General features: G+C 53.4%; 21 protein-coding genes. 9 read left to right on the forward strand and 12 right to left on the reverse strand.

All coding sequences use genetic code 11. The annotated features are described in order from the left end of the window. Positions 1-166 precede the first annotated feature (166 nt). The 3 genes from malM to malK form a co-directional block, all read right to left on the reverse strand. Positions 167-1114, reverse strand: coding sequence for a maltose operon protein MalM (malM, locus tag HV243_RS23030; RefSeq protein WP_016155345.1), 948 nt, complete (start codon positions 1112-1114; stop codon positions 167-169). A 113-nt stretch (positions 1115-1227) separates the two neighbouring features. Next, positions 1228-2586 (reverse strand): maltoporin, encoded by a 1359-nt coding sequence (locus HV243_RS23035; RefSeq protein WP_016155344.1) that lies wholly within the window; start codon positions 2584-2586, stop codon positions 1228-1230. Between the two features lie 176 nt (positions 2587-2762). Then, complete coding sequence (malK, locus tag HV243_RS23040; protein ID WP_016155343.1) at positions 2763-3872, reverse strand: maltose/maltodextrin ABC transporter ATP-binding protein MalK; 1110 nt, start codon at positions 3870-3872, stop codon at positions 2763-2765. A gap of 359 nt (positions 3873-4231) precedes the next feature. On the opposite strand from malK, the gene malE reads away from it, so the two are divergent. The 3 genes from malE (at position 4232) to malG (ending at position 8058) form a co-directional block, all read left to right on the forward strand. After that, complete coding sequence (gene malE / locus HV243_RS23045; RefSeq protein WP_016155342.1) at positions 4232-5422, forward strand: maltose/maltodextrin ABC transporter substrate-binding protein MalE; 1191 nt, start codon at positions 4232-4234, stop codon at positions 5420-5422. A gap of 186 nt (positions 5423-5608) precedes the next feature. Next, the gene (gene malF, locus HV243_RS23050; RefSeq protein ID WP_053389644.1) at positions 5609-7153 is read left to right on the forward strand and encodes a maltose ABC transporter permease MalF; all 1545 of its coding nucleotides are present in this window, start codon (positions 5609-5611) and stop codon (positions 7151-7153) included. Between the two features lie 14 nt (positions 7154-7167). Continuing rightward, complete coding sequence (gene malG / locus HV243_RS23055; RefSeq protein WP_016155340.1) at positions 7168-8058, forward strand: maltose ABC transporter permease MalG; 891 nt, start codon at positions 7168-7170, stop codon at positions 8056-8058. Positions 8059-8441: 383 nt separating this feature from the next. Here malG and psiE read toward each other — a convergent pair whose 3' ends face one another. Then, complete coding sequence (psiE, locus tag HV243_RS23060) at positions 8442-8852, reverse strand: phosphate-starvation-inducible protein PsiE (protein ID WP_003031674.1); 411 nt, start codon at positions 8850-8852, stop codon at positions 8442-8444. A 135-nt stretch (positions 8853-8987) separates the two neighbouring features. Here psiE and HV243_RS23065 point away from each other — a divergent pair, with 135 nt between their 5' ends. Next, positions 8988-9443 (forward strand): acyltransferase, encoded by a 456-nt coding sequence (locus tag HV243_RS23065; RefSeq protein WP_165500024.1) that lies wholly within the window; start codon positions 8988-8990, stop codon positions 9441-9443. 34 nt (positions 9444-9477) lie between these two features. On the opposite strand, the gene HV243_RS23070 is transcribed toward HV243_RS23065, so the two are convergent. From HV243_RS23070 to pgi, 5 genes are all read right to left on the reverse strand, one after another. After that, positions 9478-11574, reverse strand: coding sequence for a YjbH domain-containing protein (locus HV243_RS23070; RefSeq protein ID WP_053389646.1), 2097 nt, complete (start codon positions 11572-11574; stop codon positions 9478-9480). Next, positions 11574-12311, reverse strand: coding sequence for a capsule biosynthesis GfcC family protein (locus HV243_RS23075; RefSeq protein WP_046275309.1), 738 nt, complete (start codon positions 12309-12311; stop codon positions 11574-11576). The genes HV243_RS23070 and HV243_RS23075 overlap by 1 nt, the downstream gene beginning before the upstream one ends. Next, positions 12308-12946, reverse strand: coding sequence for a YjbF family lipoprotein (locus HV243_RS23080; protein WP_053389647.1), 639 nt, complete (start codon positions 12944-12946; stop codon positions 12308-12310). The genes HV243_RS23075 and HV243_RS23080 overlap by 4 nt, the downstream gene beginning before the upstream one ends. Before the next feature lie 63 nt (positions 12947-13009). Next, positions 13010-13252 carry an exopolysaccharide production protein YjbE gene (gene yjbE, locus HV243_RS23085; RefSeq protein ID WP_053389648.1) on the reverse strand — a complete coding sequence of 81 codons (243 nt, stop codon included), beginning with the start codon at positions 13250-13252 and terminating at the stop codon, positions 13010-13012. A 470-nt stretch (positions 13253-13722) separates the two neighbouring features. Further along, entirely contained in the window at positions 13723-15369 is a 1647-nt protein-coding gene (gene pgi, locus HV243_RS23090; protein WP_016155434.1) for a glucose-6-phosphate isomerase, read from the reverse strand. Positions 15370-15671: 302 nt separating this feature from the next. On the opposite strand from pgi, the gene lysC reads away from it, so the two are divergent. From lysC to HV243_RS23105, 3 genes are all read left to right on the forward strand, one after another. Continuing rightward, on the forward strand, positions 15672-17021 hold the full coding sequence (gene lysC, locus HV243_RS23095) for a lysine-sensitive aspartokinase 3 (protein WP_016155333.1): 1350 nt from the start codon (positions 15672-15674) through the stop codon (positions 17019-17021). Positions 17022-17113: 92 nt separating this feature from the next. Continuing rightward, positions 17114-18040 carry a ketopantoate/pantoate/pantothenate transporter PanS gene (panS, locus tag HV243_RS23100; protein ID WP_053389650.1) on the forward strand — a complete coding sequence of 309 codons (927 nt, stop codon included), beginning with the start codon at positions 17114-17116 and terminating at the stop codon, positions 18038-18040. Between the two features lie 101 nt (positions 18041-18141). Continuing rightward, complete coding sequence (locus HV243_RS23105; protein WP_003826541.1) at positions 18142-18414, forward strand: DUF3811 domain-containing protein; 273 nt, start codon at positions 18142-18144, stop codon at positions 18412-18414. Here HV243_RS23105 and rluF read toward each other — a convergent pair. After that, positions 18411-19286, reverse strand: a complete 876-nt coding sequence (gene rluF, locus HV243_RS23110) for a 23S rRNA pseudouridine(2604) synthase RluF (RefSeq protein WP_053389651.1) — start codon at positions 19284-19286, stop codon at positions 18411-18413. The two genes, HV243_RS23105 and rluF, sit on opposite strands and share 4 nt — an antisense overlap. 68 nt (positions 19287-19354) lie before the next feature. Then, positions 19355-20335: a transcriptional regulator FtrA gene (ftrA, locus tag HV243_RS23115; RefSeq protein WP_029139686.1), complete on the reverse strand. Its 981-nt coding sequence runs from the start codon at positions 20333-20335 to the stop codon at positions 19355-19357. A gap of 84 nt (positions 20336-20419) precedes the next feature. Here ftrA and HV243_RS23120 point away from each other — a divergent pair, with 84 nt between their 5' ends. Both HV243_RS23120 and pepE read left to right on the forward strand, forming a co-directional pair. After that, positions 20420-20839: a rhodanese-like domain-containing protein gene (locus tag HV243_RS23120; protein ID WP_019077882.1), complete on the forward strand. Its 420-nt coding sequence runs from the start codon at positions 20420-20422 to the stop codon at positions 20837-20839. A gap of 156 nt (positions 20840-20995) precedes the next feature. Next, complete coding sequence (pepE, locus tag HV243_RS23125; protein ID WP_016155430.1) at positions 20996-21685, forward strand: dipeptidase PepE; 690 nt, start codon at positions 20996-20998, stop codon at positions 21683-21685. A gap of 56 nt (positions 21686-21741) precedes the next feature. Here the strand turns inward: pepE and HV243_RS23130 are convergent, their stop codons facing one another. Further along, a complete protein-coding gene (locus HV243_RS23130) occupies positions 21742-23373 on the reverse strand; it encodes a Na/Pi cotransporter family protein (RefSeq protein ID WP_016155327.1) in 1632 nt (543 codons plus the stop codon). Between the last annotated feature and the right edge of the window lie 164 nt (positions 23374-23537).

Below are 23537 nucleotides of genomic sequence, written 5' to 3' on the forward strand. Positions count from 1 at the left end.
TTTATAACTTGAAGGCATTGTATCGCAGAAAATGCATTACGGGGTGAGCAAACACAATTAAGTGATCGCCAGAGCAACATAAGTGTAACAATTAGCACCGAAGGATAAAAAAAGGTGCGCCAGGAGACGCACCAGTTGTTGCAAAATCAACAATGCGGGGCGATGTTTACCCCTTGCCTTTTACACTGCTGATAAAGGTGGATCGGGCAGATTTGGATCCCAGACGCTCAGCTTCATCAAGCAGCTTCAGCGCTTTATCGACATCGCCTTTCGCAACGGCATCCTTAATGCCCTGGTTAAAATAACTTTCCGTGTCGTTCAGCATCGGCTCACTTTTCTTCACCGGTTGTGGCGCTGGAGCAGCAACGGCTGCTGCCGGAGCCGCATAGGTCACCGCAGGCGCGGCGGTATTGCCCACCGTGACAGGACCAGGGCCGGATGAGCCAAACAGCGGCCCGACCAGAACACTGGAGGAAGAGCTGGTTTTGACTTTCAGTTTCAGTAAACCGTCGGTGGTATGACGGGCGATCGGGTCTGGAATATCCGGAATAGCGTTACCTACGCCCTTGGCATAGGCTTTTGCCGGGTCAAGCAGGGTTGTGGTCTGCTGGAGATCTTTATCAGTGGTAAAGACCAAAACATAGAGTTTTTGCTGACCCAGCGCTGGCGTCAGACGCATTACCCCTTCCAGACGATCGGCACTCATCACGCCGGGCTCCTGGTAGGTAAAATAGCTGCTGGGGAAGAACGCAGATGGCGTCATGTTTTGGTCAAGAATTAATACGTTTGGCGCAAATACGCTGGTTTGTTTATTCACTTCACTGGACAGCGTCAGGGTGAGCTCGCCAATATTCGCCGGGACGCTATACGCAGCGACCGGGCCAGTAATACCGGCGACATCCAGACGCTGACCCGCTGTCGCAAGCGGCGAAGACTGGGTTTTGGATTGATCAACAGGCGTCCAGGTTAACTGCTGCAGCGCCGCAGTGGGAATAGATGGGGCCGCGGTGGTGTTCTGCGGAACAATATTCACATCGGCCAGGCTGATGCCAGGTGCGCTGGCAAATAACCCTGCAGATAAACAAAGGGCAACGAGACTTTTCTTCATTTTCATTGTTATCACCTCAGATAGCATGGGTTCAGCGGTGGCCAGGCAATAGCGCGCTAAACCGTAATCAAGAGGGGCTTGCGCCCCTCTTTCGGTCTTTACGTCAGGTTAGTGCTGAATTACCACCAGATTTCCATCTGGGCACCGAAGGACCACTCATCGTTGTCGCCACGGCTGGTTGTGCTGAGACCAGAGTTCGTTGCCGCTGCGAATTTGGTTACGTCGTTACCATTTTTGATGTAACCCCACTCTTCATCCCATTTTGCATAGGTTGCGAAGACGCGGATTGCCGGACGAGACCAGATGCTGTCACCCGCCTGCCATTGTTGGGCCAGGGTGATTTTGTACTGGCTGTTGCGATCGCTGGTCTGCTGAGATTTGACGTTGTCGTAACCGACTTCCAGCAGGGTGCTCATGATTGGCGTCCATTTATACATCGGGCGAATACCGACGGTGTACCATTCGGTCCCCAGGTCGTTATCCATGTCGAGGTTCTGGTACATACCGACGTACATCAGGTCCCACTTGTCGCCCAGGGAGATTGCACCGTGGTCCAGCACGCGGAACAGGCTACCGTTGTTATTCACAACATTGTTGGCATAGTTGGTTTTAACGCCAGTAACGGGATCTTCAATGGTCGTAGTGGAAGAACCATAAGAACCCTGGTTCAGGCCTTTGCCCTGGGTGGTCATGGAATCTGTGGCGTACTGAACGACAAACTTGTTGTAGCCCTTCAGCATGCTCTGGGTATGTTCAGCGGTGAACATCCAACCATCTTTAGATGCGCCGTCCGCCAGCCTGTAATCGTCGGTGGTATTCGCGCGACCATAGTCAACGCCCAGTTCCAACATCCCATCCGGGTTAGTTGCCAACTGCGCTAAACGAACGTCAAATACATCGTTCGCGGTGTCTTTGGTACGATCATAGATATTCTGGCTGCTGAAAGCGTATGAACCACCCGCTTCCTGTGAACGGCTCGCTGCCAAAGACAGTTTACCGAAGCCCAGATCGATGTTTTCAATACCGGCGCCAGGACCTGAAATATCCCAGTAGTAGAAGTCGATCATGTGTACGTCATGACGCTGGTAGAAGCGCTTACCGGCCCAGATAGTGGAGCCTGGCAGCCATTCGATCAGGTTTTTACCCTGCACGTTTGCTTCACGGAATGCCGGGTCTGTGCCTTCCCAGTCATTCTGCTGTGCGACGGAGTAAGCAACGTTGGTGTCGAAGTAGAAGCTCTTATCGCCTTCTTTCCACACTTCCTGACCTAATTTGATTTCCGCATAGGTTTCACATTCGTTACCGAGACGGTATTTACTTTGTGCACCGGTTGCCTGGAAACACTGTTGTTCACCGCCACTCCCTGTCCAGCCAATACCGGAACGAGCGTAACCGTGGAAATCTACAGCCATTGCCTGAACAGACATAATGCCTGCTGCTACAGCAACCGCCAGAGGGAGTTTGCGCAGAGTAATCATCGTTCTATCTCCTGAGATCATTGCTTTTCTTTAAACGCGTCCCCCTTCGGGCTGCCTCTTTGTTGGCTGCGTTCTTTCACCCCAGTCGCGTACTCTTTGTACACTCCCGGGGATTCATTTACTTGCCGCCTCGATGTAGCTTCGAATGGCTTTGCGTTTCGTTTTTTATGGGGACCTTAAACGCCCGGCTCTTGATGCAACCGACGACATGCAGTGCCATCCTCACGGAACAGATGGCAACGCTCTGGCGGCAGGCCGATAGCGAATGTGGCACCCTCTTCTACCAACACCACGTCATTCTGGCGGTAAACCAGGTTTTGACGGATGGCGGGGATCTGGATATGAATTTGAGTTTCGTGACCAAGCTGCTCGACCACCTGCACTTCACCTTCGAGGGTGACATCGGCGATATCGCTGGGCAGCAGATGTTCCGGGCGGATACCTAAAGACATGTTGGCACCAACCTGTACCGCATGGCTGTCCACTGGTAGCCATATTTGCTGGCGGTTGGGTAGTTCAACCTGCACCTGATCGATGGCCGTCCCGGTGACTTTCACCGGCAGGAAGTTCATCTTCGGCGAACCAATAAAGCCCGCCACAAAGCGGTCAGCCGGATAGTGGTATAGCTCCAGCGGTTTGCCGACCTGCGCCACGCGACCAGCATCCAGCACCACAATTTTGTCGGCCAGCGTCATCGCTTCGACCTGATCGTGGGTGACGTAAATCATCGTGCGGCCAAGACGTTTATGCAGGCGGGAGATTTCAATACGCATTTGCACACGCAGAGCGGCGTCGAGGTTCGACAGCGGTTCATCCAGCAGGAATACGCGCGGCTCGGCAACCAGCGTTCGGCCAATCGCCACACGCTGACGTTGTCCGCCGGAAAGCGCTTTCGGTTTACGCTCCAGCAGGTGCGCCAGTTGCAGAACTTCCGCGACCTGATTCACGCGCTGATTCATCACCTCTTTTTTTGCGCCAGCCAGTTTGAGGCCAAACGACATGTTTTCTGCGACGGATAAATGGGGATACAACGCGTAGGACTGAAAGACCATACCCACGCCGCGTTCGGCGGGGGGAATGTCGTTCATCCGGGTCTCCCCGATAAACAGGTCGCCACTGGTGATGGTTTCAAGCCCGGCGATCATACGCAGCAAGGTCGACTTACCGCAGCCTGACGGTCCGACAAACACCACGAATTCCCCTTCGTGAATGTCGAGATTGATATCTTTCGATACCACCACGTCACCCCAGGCTTTCGTTACATTTCGCAGCTGTACGCTCGCCATGCCCTTCTCCCTTCGTTACAACCTGTCATCGACAGCAACATTCATGATGGGCTGACTATGCGTGATCCCTTGACTGCGTGAATCCTCCACCCCCGGCTTTTTTATGGGGGAGGAGGCGGGAGGATGAGAGAACAGCGTCTGAGACCCGGGCCGTACGCCGCGGAGGAATTTCGTGATGCAGCCTGCAAAAATCAGTGGGTTTTTATGTGCGCCAGTACGCAATACTCACATTTATGTAACACAGATCACATAAAGAGCGGGTGGGGCGTAGGGGTAAGGAGGATGGAAAGAGGTTGTCGTATAAAGAAACTAGTAACCGTTAAGCCACCTCTGCAAAATCACCAAACAGGATGGGAACTATGAAAATCAAAACTGGCGCACGCATCCTCGCATTGTCTGCATTAACGACGATGATGTTTTCCGCCTCGGCTCTCGCCAAGATTGAAGAAGGTAAGCTGGTTATCTGGATTAACGGCGACAAAGGCTATAACGGCCTCGCTGAAGTGGGCAAAAAATTCGAGAAAGACACCGGTATCAAAGTCACCATTGAGCACCCGGACAAACTGGAAGAGAAGTTCCCACAGGTTGCCGCGACTGGCGATGGCCCTGACATCATCTTCTGGGCACATGACCGTTTTGGCGGCTACGCTCAGTCTGGCCTGCTGGCTGAAATCACCCCAGATAAAGCGTTCCAGGACAAACTCTATCCGTTCACCTGGGATGCCGTACGCTATAACGGCAAACTGATTGCCTACCCGATTGCGGTTGAAGCGCTGTCGCTGATTTACAACAAAGACCTCGTTCCGAACCCGCCAAAAACCTGGGAAGAAATTCCTGCGCTGGATAAAGAGCTGAAGGCGAAAGGAAAATCCGCGCTGATGTTCAACCTGCAAGAACCGTACTTCACCTGGCCGCTGATTGCCGCCGACGGCGGTTACGCGTTCAAGTTTGAAAACGGCAAGTACGACGTGAAAGACGTGGGCGTGGACAACGCGGGCGCAAAAGCGGGTCTGACCTTCCTGGTTGATCTGATCAAGAACAAACACATGAACGCGGATACCGATTACTCCATCGCCGAAGCGGCCTTTAACAAAGGTGACACCGCGATGACCATCAACGGTCCGTGGGCGTGGTCCAACATCGATAAGAGCAAGGTGAATTACGGCGTTGCCCTGCTGCCAACCTTCAAGGGTAAACCGTCCAAACCGTTCGTGGGCGTTCTGAGCGCAGGTATCAACGCTGCCAGCCCGAACAAAGAACTGGCAAAAGAGTTCCTCGAAAACTACCTGCTGACCGATCAGGGTCTGGATGAAGTGAATAAGGACAAACCGCTGGGCGCGGTTGCGCTGAAATCCTTCCAGGATCAGTTAGCAAAAGACCCGCGTATCGCGGCCACCATGGATAACGCCCAGAAAGGCGAGATCATGCCGAACATCCCGCAGATGTCCGCATTCTGGTATGCCGTTCGTACCGCAGTGATCAACGCTGCCAGCGGCCGTCAGACCGTCGATGCCGCGCTGAAAGATGCACAAGGTCGTATCACCAAGTAATACGGTTCCCTTATTTCTTAGGGAATCAGGTTTATTGAATACGTTGTTACGCGAAATCATTCGCGCTACATCGAGGCGGCAAGGAGGCAAATCCCCAGGAGCTTACATAAGTAAGTGACTGGGGTGAGCTTCCGCAGCCAACAAAGAGGTAGTGCGAAGGATAAAGCGTAAAGAGGATTGATCCCCATGGATGTCATTAAAAAGAAACACTGGTGGCAAAGCGACCGGCTGAAATGGTCAGTGATGGGTCTGCTTGGGCTGCTGGTCGGTTACCTTGTTGTTTTGATGTATGCTCAGGGGGAGTACCTGTTTGCCATCATGACGCTGATTTTAAGCTCTGCTGGCCTGTATATTTTTGCTAACCGTAAAGCCTACGCCTGGCGCTATGTTTACCCAGGCGTTGCCGGGATGGGGCTGTTTGTCCTGTTTCCGCTGATTTGTACTATCGCAATTGCCTTTACCAACTACAGCAGCACCAACCAACTGACCTTTGAACGTGCTCAGGAAGTCCTGATGGACCGTTCTTATCAGGCGGGGAAAACCTACAACTTCGGCCTGTATCCGGCGGGTACGGAGTGGCAACTGGCCCTCACCGACGGTGAAACCGGCAAGAATTATCTCTCCGACGCCTTTAAATTTGGCGGCGAACAGAAACTGCATTTGAAAGAAGCCGAGGCGCTGCCAGCGGGCGAACGTGCGACGCTGCGAATCATCACGCAAAATCGCCAGGCGTTAACCCAACTCACCGCCATCCTGCCAGATGAAAGCAAAGTGATTATGAGTTCACTGCGCCAGTTTTCCGGCACGCAGCCACTCTATACGCTCGCTGATGACGGCACGCTTACCAACAGCCAAAGCGGCGTAAAATACCGCGCCAACAACGATATTGGTTATTATCAGGCAATTAACGCTGACGGTAGCTGGGGTAACGAAAAACTCAGCCCAGGCTATACCGTTGCCATCGGTTGGGACAACTTCGCCCGCGTATTTACCGACGAAGGCATTCAGAAACCGTTCTTCGCCATCTTTGTCTGGACGGTGGTCTTCTCCGTTCTGACCGTGATCCTCACCGTGGCCGTGGGGATGGTACTGGCCTGTCTCGTACAGTGGGAGTCTCTCAAAGGCAAAGCGATTTACCGTGTCCTGCTGATTCTGCCGTATGCCGTACCGTCGTTTATTTCGATTCTGATTTTCAAAGGACTGTTCAACCAGAGCTTCGGTGAAATCAACATGATGCTGAGCGCGCTGTTTGGCATCAAACCGGCCTGGTTCAGCGACCCAACCACCGCGCGTTCGATGATTATTATCGTCAACACCTGGCTTGGTTACCCGTACATGATGATCCTGTGCATGGGTCTGCTTAAAGCGATCCCTGACGACCTGTATGAAGCGTCGGCGATGGATGGTGCAGGTCCGTTCCAGAACTTCTTTAAGATTACGTTGCCACTGCTGATTAAGCCGCTGACGCCGCTGATGATCGCCAGCTTCGCCTTTAACTTTAACAACTTCGTGCTGATTCAACTGTTGACCAACGGTGGTCCAGACCGTCTTGGTACCACCACGCCAGCAGGCTATACCGACCTGCTCGTGAGCTACACCTACCGTATCGCCTTCGAAGGCGGCGGTGGTCAGGACTTCGGTCTGGCGGCGGCGATTGCCACGCTGATCTTCCTGCTGGTCGGTGCGCTGGCCATCGTGAACCTGAAAGCCACGCGTATGAAGTTTGATTAAGGGAGACAACGAACATGGCTATGGTACAACCCAAATCTCAGAAACTGCGTCTCTTAACAACGCACTTGCTGCTGCTGATTTTCATTGCAGCGATCATGTTCCCGCTGCTGATGGTTATCGCTATCTCGCTGCGTGAAGGTAACTTTGCCACCGGCAGCCTGATCCCGGAAAACATCTCCTGGGAACACTGGAAACTGGCGTTGGGCTTTAGCGTTGAGCATGCGGATGGCCGCGTGACGCCGCCGCCGTTCCCGGTGCTGTTATGGCTGTGGAACTCGGTGAAAGTAGCCACCATTACCGCGATCGGTATCGTGACGCTTTCCACCACCTGCGCTTACGCCTTTGCCCGTATGCGCTTCCCGGGCAAAGCAACCCTACTGAAAGGGATGCTGATATTCCAGATGTTCCCGGCGGTGCTGTCTCTGGTCGCGTTGTATGCTTTGTTTGACCGCCTGGGCCAGTACATTCCGTTTATTGGTCTGAACACTCACGGTGGCGTGATCTTCGCCTATCTCGGCGGTATTGCGCTGCATGTGTGGACGATTAAGGGCTATTTCGAAACCATCGACGGTTCGCTGGAAGAAGCGGCCGCGCTGGATGGCGCAACGCCATGGCAGGCATTCCGCCTGGTGTTGCTGCCGCTTTCCGTTCCGATTCTGGCGGTCGTGTTTATTCTGTCTTTCATTGCCGCGATTACCGAAGTACCGGTCGCATCACTGCTGCTGCGTGATGTGAACAGCTATACCCTTGCGGTAGGTATGCAGCAGTACCTCAATCCACAGAACTATTTGTGGGGCGACTTTGCCGCCGCAGCTGTACTTTCAGCCATTCCGATCACTCTGGTGTTCCTGCTGGCACAGCGCTGGCTGGTTAACGGACTGACAGCGGGTGGTGTGAAAGGTTAAGTTTTACCGAAGTAACTGCCCGGCAACGGGCAATGCCACTGCAACCCTCAACTTATGTTATCCCAACCTGTGACTGTTATTCGGCGCTCTACGGAGCGCCCTTTTTTTATGTTATTTTGCATTACGCTTACGATTATTTCCTTTCGTGCCCCCATCACTGCAAATCAATTTTTCGCCTGAAACTCGACAAATTAAACAGAATTAGTTTGCCGCAGGCGTTATCGCCATCGGCGTGATCAACCTAAGCTTTACCGTATTAGCGATCATGACGATGGATAAATTTGAAGAGCTGTGGGAACCCGCGGCGGAGAAAACCCAGCCAGCCTCTGCGCAGTAACCCTGACATGCAACACGCCGCAGCCCGAATGCGGCGTGTTGTTTTTTTACTCTCGCTTCAGCCGTTTGGAATTACACAGCCACAGGGTGATCACCAGCAGCAGGATCGCCGCAGAATAGATCAGCACATCCATCGGCGCTTTATGATCGACAATGATCAGCCGCACAATCGCAGTGATCCCGATATAGACAAAGTAGCGCAGCGGAAAGTGAAAACCTGACTGAAAGTACTTCACAATCAGCGCGATAAATTCAAAGTAGAGAAAGTAAACCACCAGCCCTTCCACCAGTTCATACTTGCTGGTTTGTTCCGGCGCGAACAGCACATCCGCCAGATGCAGCGTTTCTTTCCCGAGGAATACGACCAGGATCAGGCCCAGACTCAGCAACCCCAGATTCAACACGGTCTGTAAAATAGTGGAGATAAACTCCACGCGTGGACGAGATAGCGACGTCATAACAGCACCTCTTACTCAGTGGCGAGGTTCCTGTATAACGCAAAAATGTGACAGAGATCTACATTTTTTGTTTATATTTTGTGCAAGAAAGGTCAGCAGGGAATGATGTATGTCACGACACATTTCACAGGATGAATTATGCAGCTCAGACAATCCGCTGTTCGCAACGTTACCTGCGGTGAGAACGTGGTGATCTATGAACCCGCAAATCTCTACGACTGCACATTAGGGGACAACGTTTTTGTCGGACCATTTGTTGAAATCCAGAGTAATACGCAGATTGGCGCAGACAGCAAAATTCAGTCGCACACTTTCATCTGCGAATATGTCACCCTCGGCGCCCGCTGTTTTATCGGTCACGGCGTGATGTTCGCCAACGATATGTTTCGCGAAGGAAAACCCAATGCCGACCGCAACAGTTGGGGACGTATTACGATTGGCGACGATGTCTCGATCGGCAGCGGAGCGACCATTCTGGCGGTCACTATCTGCGATGGCGCGGTCGTCGGCGCGGGAAGCGTGGTGACCAAATCGATCACCGAGAAAGGCGTGTATGCGGGAAATCCGGCAAAATTATTACGTCGTTTATAGAGCCGGATAAGCGCAGGTCCCATCCGGCCATCTATCAGCGGAAGTTTTCACTCCTGTCGCTGGTCATGTCGTACAGACCAAACTTACGTCCAAGCTGCTGGCCGCCATCGCGTGTTAACGGCGTCCAGCCAATCGCCGCACGGCTGCGGGTTGGGCCTGACGAGAACAGATCCAGCGGCACAGAAACGTACACCCCTTTGGTAAAATCACCCTCTCCGTATTCATCCGGCGAGGCGTCGGTGATGGTCGCATAGCCGCCCACCACTACGCCGCTGTCAAAGCGTTTCGCCACTTCCAGCGTTCCGCCCTTATCCCCCGCCAGATACTGCCCCACGCTGGCTTTCACCAGTACATCCTGGGCGAACGAAGGATTCCAGTAAGCCGTCAAATGCCCGGTCTTCACGCTGTAGTCGGTGAACTTCATCATGTCCTGCGCGCTGCGCCAGTCACGCTGTTTCACGTAGTTGGCGTCAACACCAAACGCCCAGTTGCTGTCCAGCGGGCGATACAGCACTTCTGCCCCCGCTCCGCCGTACATAGTTTCCAGGTAGCCACCGTAAACCTGTCCGTAGAACCCGTTTCCGAGTGACTGGAAGTAGTTGGCCTGCAGGTTATTCACGTAGACATCGTTTTGCACATACTCACGCACATGGGTACGCACGCGTGGTAAATGCGAATCCTGCGGCGGGTTGGTGTAGTTAAACTTGTCATAGTTATTGGCGAGGTTGGCGAACAAACTCCCGGTGGTCAGCAGATGATCGGTAACCCACAAATCCGCCGTTCCCATCACGCCCAACTGATACATATAGAAGTTTTCCGGGCCGCCCACCGACTGATTTAGCACCGGATCGATGTGGAAATTGAAGCGTGACTTATCAATATACCAGCCCTGCTCGGTCGTTTTCGGTACCTCGGGCTCGACGCGTTTTTGTGCCAGTTGAGTTTCATGGCCCAACGGCTCGCCTTCCAGATGGCGCTTGAGGCTGGAAACCTCCGTTTCGGTCGTCACCTGCGGCAAGTTAAGGCGGTTTTCCGTAATGCGGATCGTGCGGATCCCATCGGGAAGATCGTTCATCACGATCCGGTTAGCACGCTCGCTCCCTTCGCGCGAATCACGGTATTTCACCTGTTCACCCGTTACATACAGCGTATCGCCCTGCACCTGAATTTTAGGATCCGCCAGCCCGGCGTTATATTTCAGCAGCGTTAACTGATTCGCCACCACCGAATGTTGCAGGATGGCATCCTGCGGCTGTGGTTGATATTTCGGGCGGGTATTGTCGTTATAGTTTGGTCGCAGATCGTTAAAGTTAGTCCGCAGCGTGACCCCAAACATCAAGGTGTTCCCGCGCTCATAGCTGAGGTTAACGTCGGCCCAATCGGTGACGCGATAAATAGCGCCGACGTTAAACTTGCTCTTCTGATCCAACTTGCCGGCAAAATCCTGCTGGTAATTATTACCTTCATACTCCAGTTTCAGGCGCAGCGGCTGCCAGGGAGTCTGATACTCTACGCCGCCAAACAGCGACGCCGGGCCGTGGAACATCTGGCTACCGTCAATAGAACCGGCCTGCTTGTAGCTGTTATCGCGATGGCAGAATTTATCACTGTATGAGCAAAACGGATTGCTAACGTTGCCGCTGGTCCCGAGATATCCCCAGCCAAGGCCGAGAGAGAAATCAAACGGGCCCCAGGCTTTGTTCGCCACCACATACTCCGCATCAAACAGGCCGGTTCCGCCGATATCCCGCGCGCCAACCACCACCTGCGGCATCCAGTAGCTCTCTTCCCACAGGCGAAGTTTGAGATCAAAAGCCTTATCTTTATAAGTCTGATCGCCAGAAAACGACTCCACGCCGCTGTATTTTTTGGTACGCACATCGGTATAGCGCAGGGTGGTTTCCAGCCAGGGGAAGAGTTGTACCGACGCAGAGTAGTAACGGTATTGATCGTTATCGCGGTAGTTAAGGCTCATTTCGCCTTCACGCGCCATGCGTGCGGTTGGGGTTTGCAGCAGTCCCACGCCGCCAAAATCGGACTGGGAAGGTCCAATGGGCGCGGGCCAGGTTTCACCATGGCAGGCAACGCTTACGCCCAGCGCCAGTAAGCTGAGCAGATAAGTTTTTCTCATTATTCGGGTATCCGCTGAGTCAGGGTGCGAAGAATGTCGGCATTGATTTCATCCGGGGTGCTGCGCCAGACGGCATCAGAGAGTCCGACAAAAATGATGCTGCCGGGCATCGGCTCAACGTGACGTTTGTTCCAGTAGGCGACCGGGACTTTTTGCGTGCGTCCGTCGGGATAGATGACCCAGGCGTAGCTACGATCTGCGCCGCTGAGCCGACGTTGCCCATCGAGATAGCTGGCGATATCGCGCCCGGGCATAAACGGTTGTTTACCCGGATGACTTAGCAGGCCAAACAGCGTTATATCCGTTGGCTGCGGTCCGACCCACAGCGTGTAATTGCCCTGCAACGGCGGGTTGCCTCGCTCACTGACGCGCACAACATCCGGGTCGAGATTAATCTTCTGTCTGCCGGTCACCTTCAGCGCCTGAATTTGCTGGCGCAATGCGTTGATAGCCGCGGCATCGTCACCGCTTTCTTCAGCGCTGAGCATCGCCAGACGAGCCAGTAATGCCTGCTGCTGACGCTCTGCTTCCGTCGTTGCCCGCTCTTCGCTGATAACCGCTCCTGGCCACCAGCTATTACTCAACCGCGGCTGCCCAACCAGGTCGAGCAGATGTTCGGCCCCGGTCAACGTTTTTGGCTCTTCGCTGGCGGAGGTAAAGACCTTAACGCTACCCGCAGCAAAAACTGACGCTGCGCTCAGGCTCAATAGCAGCGCCACAACGGCTCGTTTCATCATGATTTTGCCGCCTTAATCAGCGTGGTTTTCACCGGGAAGTAACGTGCGCCAAGATACTGTTCCGATTGGCGAATCAGCCCTTCGCTGTCGATCCAGTAGCGGTTATGCCAGCGCGTTTGATCGGTGATGACTTCTTCGTCAAGGATCCGTACTGGCGTATCTTCGCTACCAACCTTAATGGTGTCAGTGCCATCCCATTCGAAAACCGAGTGGGCGGTGGCATAGCGCACCTGCTGATGTTCGGTCCAGCCCATCGTGCGGGTCCATGTTGCCCCATCAACTATCTGGTTTGGTTTGATGAGCGGATCTGCCGCGAGATTATTCACCTCGATCAGGTTATCCCCGCCGAGATGCGTTTTCACCATGCGCCCAGACTGCGTGACGAGAATGGCCCGATCCTGAGTCACCCATTTCTGCTGTCCGTTTTCCACGAACGCGAGTACCACAAACAGTTGTGGGCCGCCGTTGAGCTGCATGTACTGGCTGGCGTAAGGCATGTTTTTGATTTCATCGTCCGTCATCTGTACGCCGGGAGTACCAAACACGCTATCCCATAGCGAATGACCCAGCCCTTCGGTGGTGGCTGAGCACGCCTGTAATAACAGGCAAACCATTATCAGCGCTGGTCGCTTCACGACATTTCTCCGCAGCGGCAAAATAACCACACCGAAGTGTGGTTAGAATTAAACGTACCGGTATTACTGGGTACTGGTGGTTGTGGTGGTTGTGGTTCCGGTGTTAGAACCATCGCCGCCACCGGTTGCCGCAAGGGCAACCCCCACCGCAGAACTTACGGTGCTCACGCTGGTTGCGGAGGAACTTCCTGCCGAAACCGACGCGGCAGCCGACCCTGCAGCCTCACCCACCTGAATGGGGGCAGCATAGACAGAAGTCGCCGCAAGCGCAGATATAGCCCAAAGGCCATACAGAACTTTTTTCATCACAAATTCCCTTCATTGTATGAATGGAGATTTACCCAAAAGAATTTCGGGCGAGATCGAGTATACACAAGCCAAAGTGCGCAAATTACGCCAGGCGGGAATTTAGGATAATTAGATAGCAAGAAATAAAATGATTAACGGCAGATAATTAAATCAATACAATCATTAAGTTAAAATATAAAAACAAAAACACAACATCCGGTAATTCTGAAAAAACCAGAAACACGATAACGTTGAATGAATTATTTTAGGATTAAGCTCAATAAAGGTGTAAAGCAAAAGCGTAGATATTCGGGAGCCAGATTATAAAAAAAGCCGATATTAATATCGGCTTTTTTTATAAGTAATCTGCAAATTCATTCGAATTGCAACAAGGCGGCAAGATCGTTAATCCCCGGGAGCATAGATAGCTATGTGACCGGGGTTAACGAACGCAGCCAACAGCGCTGCGGCTCGAAGGAAGAAGCAGATTAACGCCAGGACTTATAACGGTTAATCAAACCGTTAGTTGAGCAATCATGGCTGGTGATTTCTTTATCATCATTCAGCTCTGGCAGAATGCGATTCGCCAGCTGTTTGCCCAGCTCAACGCCCCACTGGTCAAAGGTGAAGATATTCAGGATCGCGCCCTGAGTGAAGATTTTGTGCTCGTACAGCGCAATCAGCGCACCCAGGCTGAACGGTGTGATTTCGCGCAGCAGGATGGAGTTAGTTGGACGGTTACCTTCGAACACTTTGAACGGCACAACGTGGTCAAGCGTTGCCGGATCTTTACCCTGGTCGCGGTATTCCTGCTCAACCACTTCACGAGATTTACCAAAAGCCAGCGCTTCGGTCTGAGCGAAGAAGTTAGACAGCAGTTTCGGATGGTGATCCGACAGCGGGTTGTGGGTGATTGCCGGAGCGATGAAATCGCACGGAACCATTTTGGTACCCTGGTGAATCAGCTGGTAGAACGCATGCTGACCGTTAGTACCCGGCTCACCCCAGATGATTGGGCCAGTCTGGTAATCCACCGCATTGCCGTTACGGTCAACGTATTTACCGTTGGATTCCATATTGCCCTGCTGGAAGTAGGCCGCGAAACGGTGCATATACTGGTCGTACGGCAGAATCGCTTCGGTTTCAGCACCGAAGAAATTGTTGTACCAGATACCGATCAGCGCCAGCAGCACCGGCAAGTTTTTCTCCGCCGGAGTGGTGGAGAAGTGTTTGTCCATGGCGTGCGCGCCAGAAAGCAGCTCAACAAAGTTGTCGAAGCCCACAGAAAGGATGATGGACAGACCGATTGCAGACCACAGGGAGTAACGACCGCCAACCCAGTCCCAGAACTCGAACATATTGGCGGTATCAATACCGAACTCGCCAACCGCTTTACCGTTAGTGGAGAGCGCTGCGAAGTGCTTGGCAACGTGCTTGTTGTCGCCAGCGGTCGCCAGGAACCAGTCGCGCGCGCTGTGGGCGTTAGTCATGGTTTCCTGAGTGGTGAAGGTTTTGGAAGCGACCAGGAACAGCGTAGTCTCCGGATTCACTTTCTTCAGCACTTCGGCAATGTGCGTACCATCGACGTTAGACACAAAGTGCATGTTCAGGTGATTTTTGTACGGGCGCAGCGCTTCGGTCACCATGAACGGGCCGAGGTCTGAACCGCCGATACCGATGTTCACGACATCAGTAATGGCTTTACCGGTATAGCCTTTCCAGCTTCCGGAGATAATCGCTTCAGAGAAGGATTTCATCTTCTCAAGCACCGCGTTCACTTCCGGCATCACATCTTTGCCGTCAACGATGATTGGAGTGTTGCTACGGTTGCGCAACGCCACGTGCAGCACGGCACGGTCTTCAGTGCGGTTAATTTTCTCACCGGAGAACATGGACTTGATGGCGCCTGCCAAATCGGTCTCTTTCGCCAGATCCTGCAGTTTAGCCAGCGTCTCTTCAGTGATGCGGTTTTTGGAGAAATCCACCAGCATCAGATCGTCAAACGTCGCGGAAAATTTAGCGAAACGATCGCTATCTTTCGCGAACAGATCCGCGATAGTAACGTCTTTCATCTCTTCAAAGTGTTTTTGTAGTGCCTGCCAGGCTGAGGTCTGCGTTGGATTGATGTTTTTCATTAGCAATACTCTTCTGATTTTGAGAATTGTGACTGAGATCGATTGTAACGCCAGTCACAGAAAAGTGTGATTGTTTTAATGCCATCGCCCTTGTATCCATCGAACCAAGGTAAAAAGTATAGATGTTATAAGCGCTGTTACTGAACGGAAACGCAGCATGAAAAATCCGCATAATCCCAGCGTTGACAGTGCAAGCTACACATTTTATTTATAAATACGGTATTTGCATTTGCGCCTGCACCGGTTTTCGTTCTGCCTTATGTGCCATGGTCGCTCTATTCATTCCCTGACACGAGGTAGTTATGACTGATGTAGTTGTCTCCAAGTTTGGCGGTACCAGCGTGGCGGATTTTGATGCCATGAATCGCAGCGCTGATGTGGTACTTTCTGATGCTAACGTCCGTGTAGTGGTACTTTCCGCTTCCGCTGGAATTACCAACCTGCTGGTCGCACTGGCTGAAGGGCTGGAGCCAACCGAGCGCTTCGAAAAACTCGACGCCATTCGTCAAATTCAGTTCAATATTCTGGAACGCCTGCGTTATCCAAACGTAATTCGTGAAGAGATTGAACGTCTGCTGGAAAACATCACCACGCTGGCAGAAGCGGCGTCACTGGCGACCTCAACCGCCCTGACCGACGAACTGGTCAGCCACGGTGAACTGATGTCTACCCTGTTGTTCGTCGAGATCCTGCGTGAACGCAACGTGCAAGCGCAGTGGTTTGACGTGCGTAAAGTGATGCGCACCAACGATCGTTTTGGTCGCGCAGAACCCGACGTCGCGGCGCTGGCTGAACTGGCAACGCTCCAGTTGGCCCCGCGTCTGAGCGAAGGTCTGGTAATCACTCAGGGTTTTATCGGCAGCGAAGGCAAAGGCCGCACCACCACGTTGGGGCGCGGCGGTAGCGATTATACAGCCGCCCTGCTGGCCGAAGCGCTGCACGCAACGCGCGTCGATATCTGGACCGATGTTCCTGGCATTTACACTACCGATCCGCGCGTTGTTCCTGCTGCGCAGCGTATTGATGAAATCGCCTTTGAAGAGGCCGCGGAAATGGCGACCTTTGGCGCGAAAGTGCTGCACCCGGCAACCCTGTTGCCGGCCGTACGTAGCGATATCCCGGTATTTGTTGGCTCCAGCAAGGATCCAAAAGCAGGCGGTACGCTGGTCTGTAATAAAACCGCGAATCCACCGCTGTTCCGTGCGCTGGCGCTACGCCGTAAGCAGACGCTGCTGACGCTGCATAGCCTGAATATGCTGCACTCTCGCGGCTTTTTAGCAGAAGTGTTCGGCATCCTTGCACGCCACAATATCTCGGTAGATTTAATTACCACATCTGAAGTCAGCGTAGCGCTGACGCTGGATACCACCGGTTCAACCTCCACCGGCGATACGCTGTTAACGCAGTCTCTGCTGATGGAACTGTCTGCCCTGTGCCGGGTTGAAGTCGAAGAAGGCCTGGCGCTGGTGGCGTTGATTGGCAACGACCTGTCCAAAGCCTGCGGGGTGGGTAAAGAGGTGTTTGGTGTACTGGAGCCGTTCAACATCCGCATGATTTGCTACGGCGCGTCCAGCCATAACCTGTGCTTCCTGGTGCCCGGTAGCGAAGCCGAACAGGTGGTACAGAAGCTGCACCATAATTTGTTTGAATAATATTTCATCACGCGATAAACAATAACTATAGCCGGGCTCGAACCCGGCTTTTTTATAACAACACAACACATTTCAATCGCAAGGAAGATAACATGCTCGCTACTCTCACGCGGCTGTTCCCGTTATGGGCGCTGCTGCTCTCTGTTATTGCGTATTACACGCCCTCCACCTTTACGCCTGCCGGGCCATTCGTGCCGTCGTTGCTGATGCTGATCATGTTCGGCATGGGCGTTCACCTGAAGGTGGACGACTTTAAACGCGTACTTTCACGCCCCGCACCTGTCGCGGCGGGTATTTTCCTGCACTATCTGGTGATGCCGCTCGCCGCATGGATTTTGGCGCTGGCATTTAATATGCCGCCGGAACTGTCGGCAGGGATGGTGCTGGTCGGTAGCGTCGCCAGCGGAACGGCATCGAACGTCATGATCTATCTGGCAAAAGGTGATGTGGCGCTCTCCGTGACTATTTCATCGGTTTCAACGCTGGTCGGCGTTGTCGCCACGCCGCTGCTGACACGGCTGTATGTCGACGCGCATATCCAGGTGGATGTGATGGGTATGCTGCTGAGTATTCTGCAGATCGTGGTCATTCCGATTGCTTTGGGGCTGGTCATTCACCATCTGTTCCCACGCGTCGTAAAAGCCGTGGAACCGTATCTACCGGCGTTTTCTATGGTGTGCATCCTGGCGATCATCAGCGCCGTTGTGGCGGGTTCCGCCTCGCACATTGCGTCTGTCGGCTTTGTGGTGATTATCGCCGTGATCCTGCATAACACCATTGGCTTGCTCGGCGGCTACTGGGGCGGAAAACTGTTTGGTTTCGACGAGTCAACCTGTCGTACGTTGGCTATTGAAGTGGGCATGCAGAATTCAGGCCTTGCCGCTGCGCTGGGCAAAATCTACTTTGGCCCGCTTGCGGCGCTGCCCGGCGCGTTGTTCTCGGTCTGGCATAACCTTTCCGGTTCGCTGCTGGCAGGTTACTGGTCCGGTAAACCGATTAAAGAAAAAGAACGCCGCTAATTGACGGCGGCAGGCCGGATAGCGGCTAACACCTTATCCGGCCTACCCAGCCTCTGCACTTTGCCGTACACTGCGGATATCGGCTAACAGAGGGCACCCTTATGGCACTCCCCCGCATTACCCAAAAAGAGATGACCGAGCGCGAACAGCGTGAACTGAAAACGCTGCTCGACCGCGCGCGCATTGCGCATGGTCGACTGCTGACCAACGCTGAGACCAACAGCATCAAGAAAGAGTACATCGATAAACTGATGGCCTTGCGCGAAGCAGAAGCTAAAAAAGCCCGCCAGTTGAAGAAAAAGCAGGCTTATAAACCGGATGCGGAAGCATCATTTTCCTGGTCAGCGAATACGCCAACGCGCGGCAGACGTTAACGCCCTTTCTTCTTACGCCCCGGCGAGGTAAAACGCTTCCCGTTTGCCGCCGGGCGCGATTTCTCTTTCTCAGCCGATTTTTCGATTTTCACCACCGGGCGCTTAATGCCTGCTGTTTTTGGCTTCGCTTTCGCCTTCGGTTTGGCTTCTGAGGACGAGTTCTCAATCAGCTTGAACAGGTCGATCAGTTCGTCATCCGTCAGGTCGCGCCATTCACCCAGCGGCAGGCCGGACAGACCAACGTTCATGATACGTGTACGCTCAAGCTTAGTAACTTCATAGCCAAAGTACTCGCACATACGACGGATCTGGCGGTTCAGCCCCTGAATCAGCGTGATGCGAAACACAAACGGCGCTTCTTTCTTGACCTTACATTTCTTGGTGACGGTGCCAAGGATTGGCACACCGGCACTCATCCCACGGATAAAGTCATCAGTGACCGGCTTATCTACCGTCACCAGATACTCTTTTTCGTGATCGTTACCTGCACGCAGGATTTTATTCACCAGGTCGCCGTGGTTGGTCAGAAAGATAAGTCCCTGGGAATCTTTGTCCAGACGACCGATTGGGAACACGCGCTTGCTGTGGTTAACGAAATCAACAATGTTGTCGCGTTCGCTGTCTTCAGTGGTGCTGACAATCCCTACCGGCTTGTTCAGCGCGATAAAAACCAGATCTTCCGCTTCACGCGGCTCAATCAACCGACCATTCACTTTTACGACGTCGCCAGGCATCACCTGATCGCCAATGGTGGCGCGTTTACCATTCAGGAAGACATTCCCTTGTTCGATAAAGCGATCCGCCTCGCGGCGCGAGCAGATTCCGCTTTCACTGATGTATTTATTTAATCGGATGGATGAGTCGGGCAGCATAATTTCTCCTTTGACAGCGAAATATACCCTACCTTGCGGGGGATAAAAAAGCAGAGCGTGAAAATGTGCTATCGCATCTGATTACGTAATGCCTGCGGGCTGATACCAAATCGTTTTTGAAAGTGGTAACGCAAAGAGTTTGCGCTGCCGAACCCGGTTTGCTGCGCGATCTGCTCAATACTGATATGGGATGTATTGAGCGCCTGCTGCGCACGGTTTAGCCGTTCATTCATCAGCCAACGTGCGGGAGTAAGCCCCGTTGACTCCTGAAATCGCCGCATCAACGTTCGGGGACTCATACCGACCTGGCTGGCCAGAGCGTCAAGAGTATGCTTCTGCGCGATATTGTTATGTAACCAGTCAAGCAAAAGACCAAAACGCTGGCTTTCCCGACTGCGGGCAACAGGACGCAATTGCTGCTGAGTCTGGCTGCCATCCCTGTGGGGCTGCAGCACCAGGCGACGGGCCACGTTATTGGCAATCTCAAGTCCAAAATCAGTGCGCACCACATGCAAACATAAATCAATCCCTGCCGCACTACCTGCCGAAGTGAGCACGTCGTGGTCACCGACATACAAGACATCTTCCACGACGTTGATGGCGGGAAAGCGTCGCTGGAGTTCACTGACGTAACGCCAGTGCGTCGTCGCCTTACGGTCATCCAGCAAACCTGCCGCAGCCAGAACAAATACACCAGAACAGATAGAGATGATTCGACAACCGCGTTGATGTGCTTCACGAAGCGCATCGCATAATGCTTCCGGGACCGGTGAGCTCACGTCACGCCAGCCAGGAATGACAATAGTGTCCGCTTCCTGCAGCAATTCATATCCACCGTCCACCACGATACGAACCCCGCCAGTTGCCCTTAATTCACCTTGATCAACCGAAGCCACGGCAAAACGATACCAGCTCTCTCCCAGTTCAGGTCGCGGAAGCCCAAAAACTTCCACTGCGACGCCAAACTCGAAAGTACATAGCCCGTCATAAGCGAGTGCAACGACCAACGGGCGAGAAGATGTTGTCATGATCCTGGCGGAATCTGTCATGGTCAGAGGGTGTTTCGAGGTTAATTTTTTGATGAGATAAGAGGTAACACAACAGCTGATTTCACCACAAGAGAAAACAACAATATGAGTACCGTAACTGATATTCCAGCCGCTTCATCTGCACAAGCTATCGCCCATTTCCAGCAACGTCTGAATATGGAGACGGATTGTTCTGACGTTCATTCCGCGATGGCTGCTGACGACAAAGATTTTGTGCTTTTACATGTGGTGGGGAGTGCAGAGAGTTTTTCCCGTTGTCATATCCCTGGCGCAATTCATCTTCCCCATCGACTGATAAATACGGAATCCTTGAAAAAATGGCCACAGGACACACTGTTTGTCGTCTATTGCGCTGGCCCACACTGTAACGGGGCCGATCGCGCGGCGCTGAAGTTGGCGCAGCTAGGTCGACCGGTGAAAATAATGATTGGTGGTATTAAGGGCTGGGAGGACGAAGGCCTGGCGTTTGCCACTACGCAAAAGGACGCTGTTTCAATAGATTGATCGTTGTTAAGTCTGAACGGGCTTTTCCAACAGGAGGTTGTGGTTAACCCGTTCGGCTTTCCCCCCTTCCAACATCGTGAGCCATATCAGTAAGGCGTTACGCTGATAGTGGTAGCATTAGCGCGGTTTGTAATTTTCTGATTACATGGAGAAATGATGGAACTGCTTTTATTGAGTAACTCGACGCTGCCGGGCAAAGGCTGGATGGAACATGCGCTACCACTGATTGCTGAGCAGCTGAATGGTCGCCGTACGGCGGTGTTTATTCCGTTCGCTGGCGTGACGCAAACCTGGGATGAATACACGGCGAAAACGGCAGCCATCTTTGCGCCAATGGGCGTCAACGTTACTGGCATTCATACCGTTGCCGATCCGATCGCTGCCATTGAAAACGCAGAGCTGGTGATTGTCGGCGGGGGTAACACCTTCCAGTTACTGAAAGAGAGCCGCGAGCGCGGACTGCTGGCGCCGATTGTGGATGTCGTCAAACGCGGTGCGCTGTACATCGGCTGGAGCGCAGGTTCTAACCTCGCCTGCCAGACCATCCGCACCACCAACGACATGCCGATTGTCGATCCAAAAGGTTTTGATGCCCTGGGTCTGTTCCCGCTGCAGATTAACCCACATTTCACCAATGCGCTTCCGGAAGGCCACAAAGGCGAAACGCGTGAACAGCGTATTCGCGAGCTGCTGGTTGTGGCACCAGAGCTGACGGTGATTGGTTTGCCGGAAGGAAACTGGATTAAGGTGAGTAACGGCCAGGCGGTTCTTGGCGGTCCGAACACCACTTACGTCTTTAAAGCGGGTGAAGACGCGGTTGCCCTTGAAGCAGGTCACTGCTTCTAACCGACGTTGCCGGATAACGGCATAAATGCCTTATCCGGCCAACCGGTCCACCTCACTCAATAATCGTCGCGCTCATCGTCCTCATCCGGCTGTTCCAGCACGCTATAGGCCACGGAACAAAACAGCGAGTTCAGACGCTGCATATCGCCCAGCAGCGCCAGGTGCAAGGAGCTGGTCTCGATGCTCTGCACGTTCTGCTGATGCAGACGGTCAACGTGCGCATGCGAATAACGACGGTTGAGAATACGGAAACGGTGCTTGCTACGGCGCAGACGACGGGCGCTGGTCACGTCACCAGAGAAGAACACCGACATCGCCAGTTGCAGATTGCTGAGCAGTTGATCGAAGAGCGCATCCAGCTCTTTCAATCCTTCCACGGAGAATGCGCGACGGGCAGCCAGCGACTTATCCGCTATCTCACTGCCCATACGTTCGACAATATCGGAAGCCTGCTCGAGGTTAAGCGACATTTCGATAATCTCCGCCCAACGGCGTGATTCCTCTTCCGCCAGTTCATCCTTTGGCATCCGCGCCAGATAAAGCTTGATTGCCGTGTATAGCACGTTAATGTCGTCCGCCATCCTGCGCAGCTCTTTCTCTTCACGCGGCTCGCCATGCATCACCTTCTTCAGCCCGTCCATCATCTGCTCCATCGCGTCGCCGATGCGCAGAGCTTCACGAGCGGCATTGGCCAGGGCCAGCGTCGGCGTATCCAGCGCACTGACGTCCAGATGCTTGGGCTTCAGATGCGCATCCAGCTCCGGCTCATCGCGGATGATGCGCTTACAAAAACGCGCCATCGGTTCTGCGAACGGCACCATCGCCACGCAGCGCACCAGGTTGTAGAAGACATGGAAGTAAATAACCAGTTCAGATTTCGGCAGCGGCAGTTCATCCATCAGATTTGCCAACGGATGAACAAACGGCAGGATAATCAGGCTTCCCACCAGCTTAAACAGCAGGCTACCGAGCGCCACACGGCGGGCGGCGGCGTTAGCGGCGCTGTTATTAAGCATCGCCAGCAGGCCAGAGCCGAGGTTGGCGCCAATCACCAGACACAACGCCACCGGGAACGAGATAATGCCTGCCGCGGTCAGCGTTGCCGTCAGCAGCACCGCCGCAAGGCTGGAGTAACTGATAATCGCGAACATGGCGCCAATCAGCGCATCCAGCATGATATCGCCGGTGAGCGAGGCGAAAATAACCTGTACGCCGTTAGCCTGGGTGATCGGTGTTACCGCCTGCACAATCAGTTCCAGCGCCAGTAAAATCAACCCCAGTCCAATACCCACCCGCCCCAGTTGCCCCACACGGGACTGCTTACGTCCGAGAAAGAAGATCACGCCGATAAAAATCAGCAGTGGCGACAGCCAGGAGAGATCGAAGGTCAGGATACGCGCCATCAGCGCGGTCCCGACGTCGGCGCCGAGTACAATCACCAGCGCAGGGGTGAGCGCGACGAGGTCCTGCGCGACAAACGAGGTCACCAGCATGGTGGTAGCGTTGCTGCTTTGCACCAGCGCCGTCACGCCGATACCCGCACAAAAGGCGAGCGGCTTCTTTTCAACACTACGGCTGAGTACGGTACGCAAGCGGGCGCCGAAGACGCGCATCACGCCGGTGCGCACAATATGCGTACCCCAAACCAGCATAGAGACAGCAGAAAGCAGGTGTAACAGAGTTAGCACGGAATCAGGTTCTCCTTATCGTTATATGTTCCTGAGGCTCATAGCGATGACATAACACCTGATGACGCCACGCTTATCAGGCCTACAAAAATATGCCAGTAGCCGGATAAGGTGTTTACGCCGCCATCCGGCAAGCACTACCGATGAACGTTCTTTCAGTATAA

Source organism: Citrobacter sp. RHBSTW-00599 (assembly GCF_013784065.1).
GTDB lineage: Bacteria > Pseudomonadota > Gammaproteobacteria > Enterobacterales > Enterobacteriaceae > Citrobacter > Citrobacter braakii.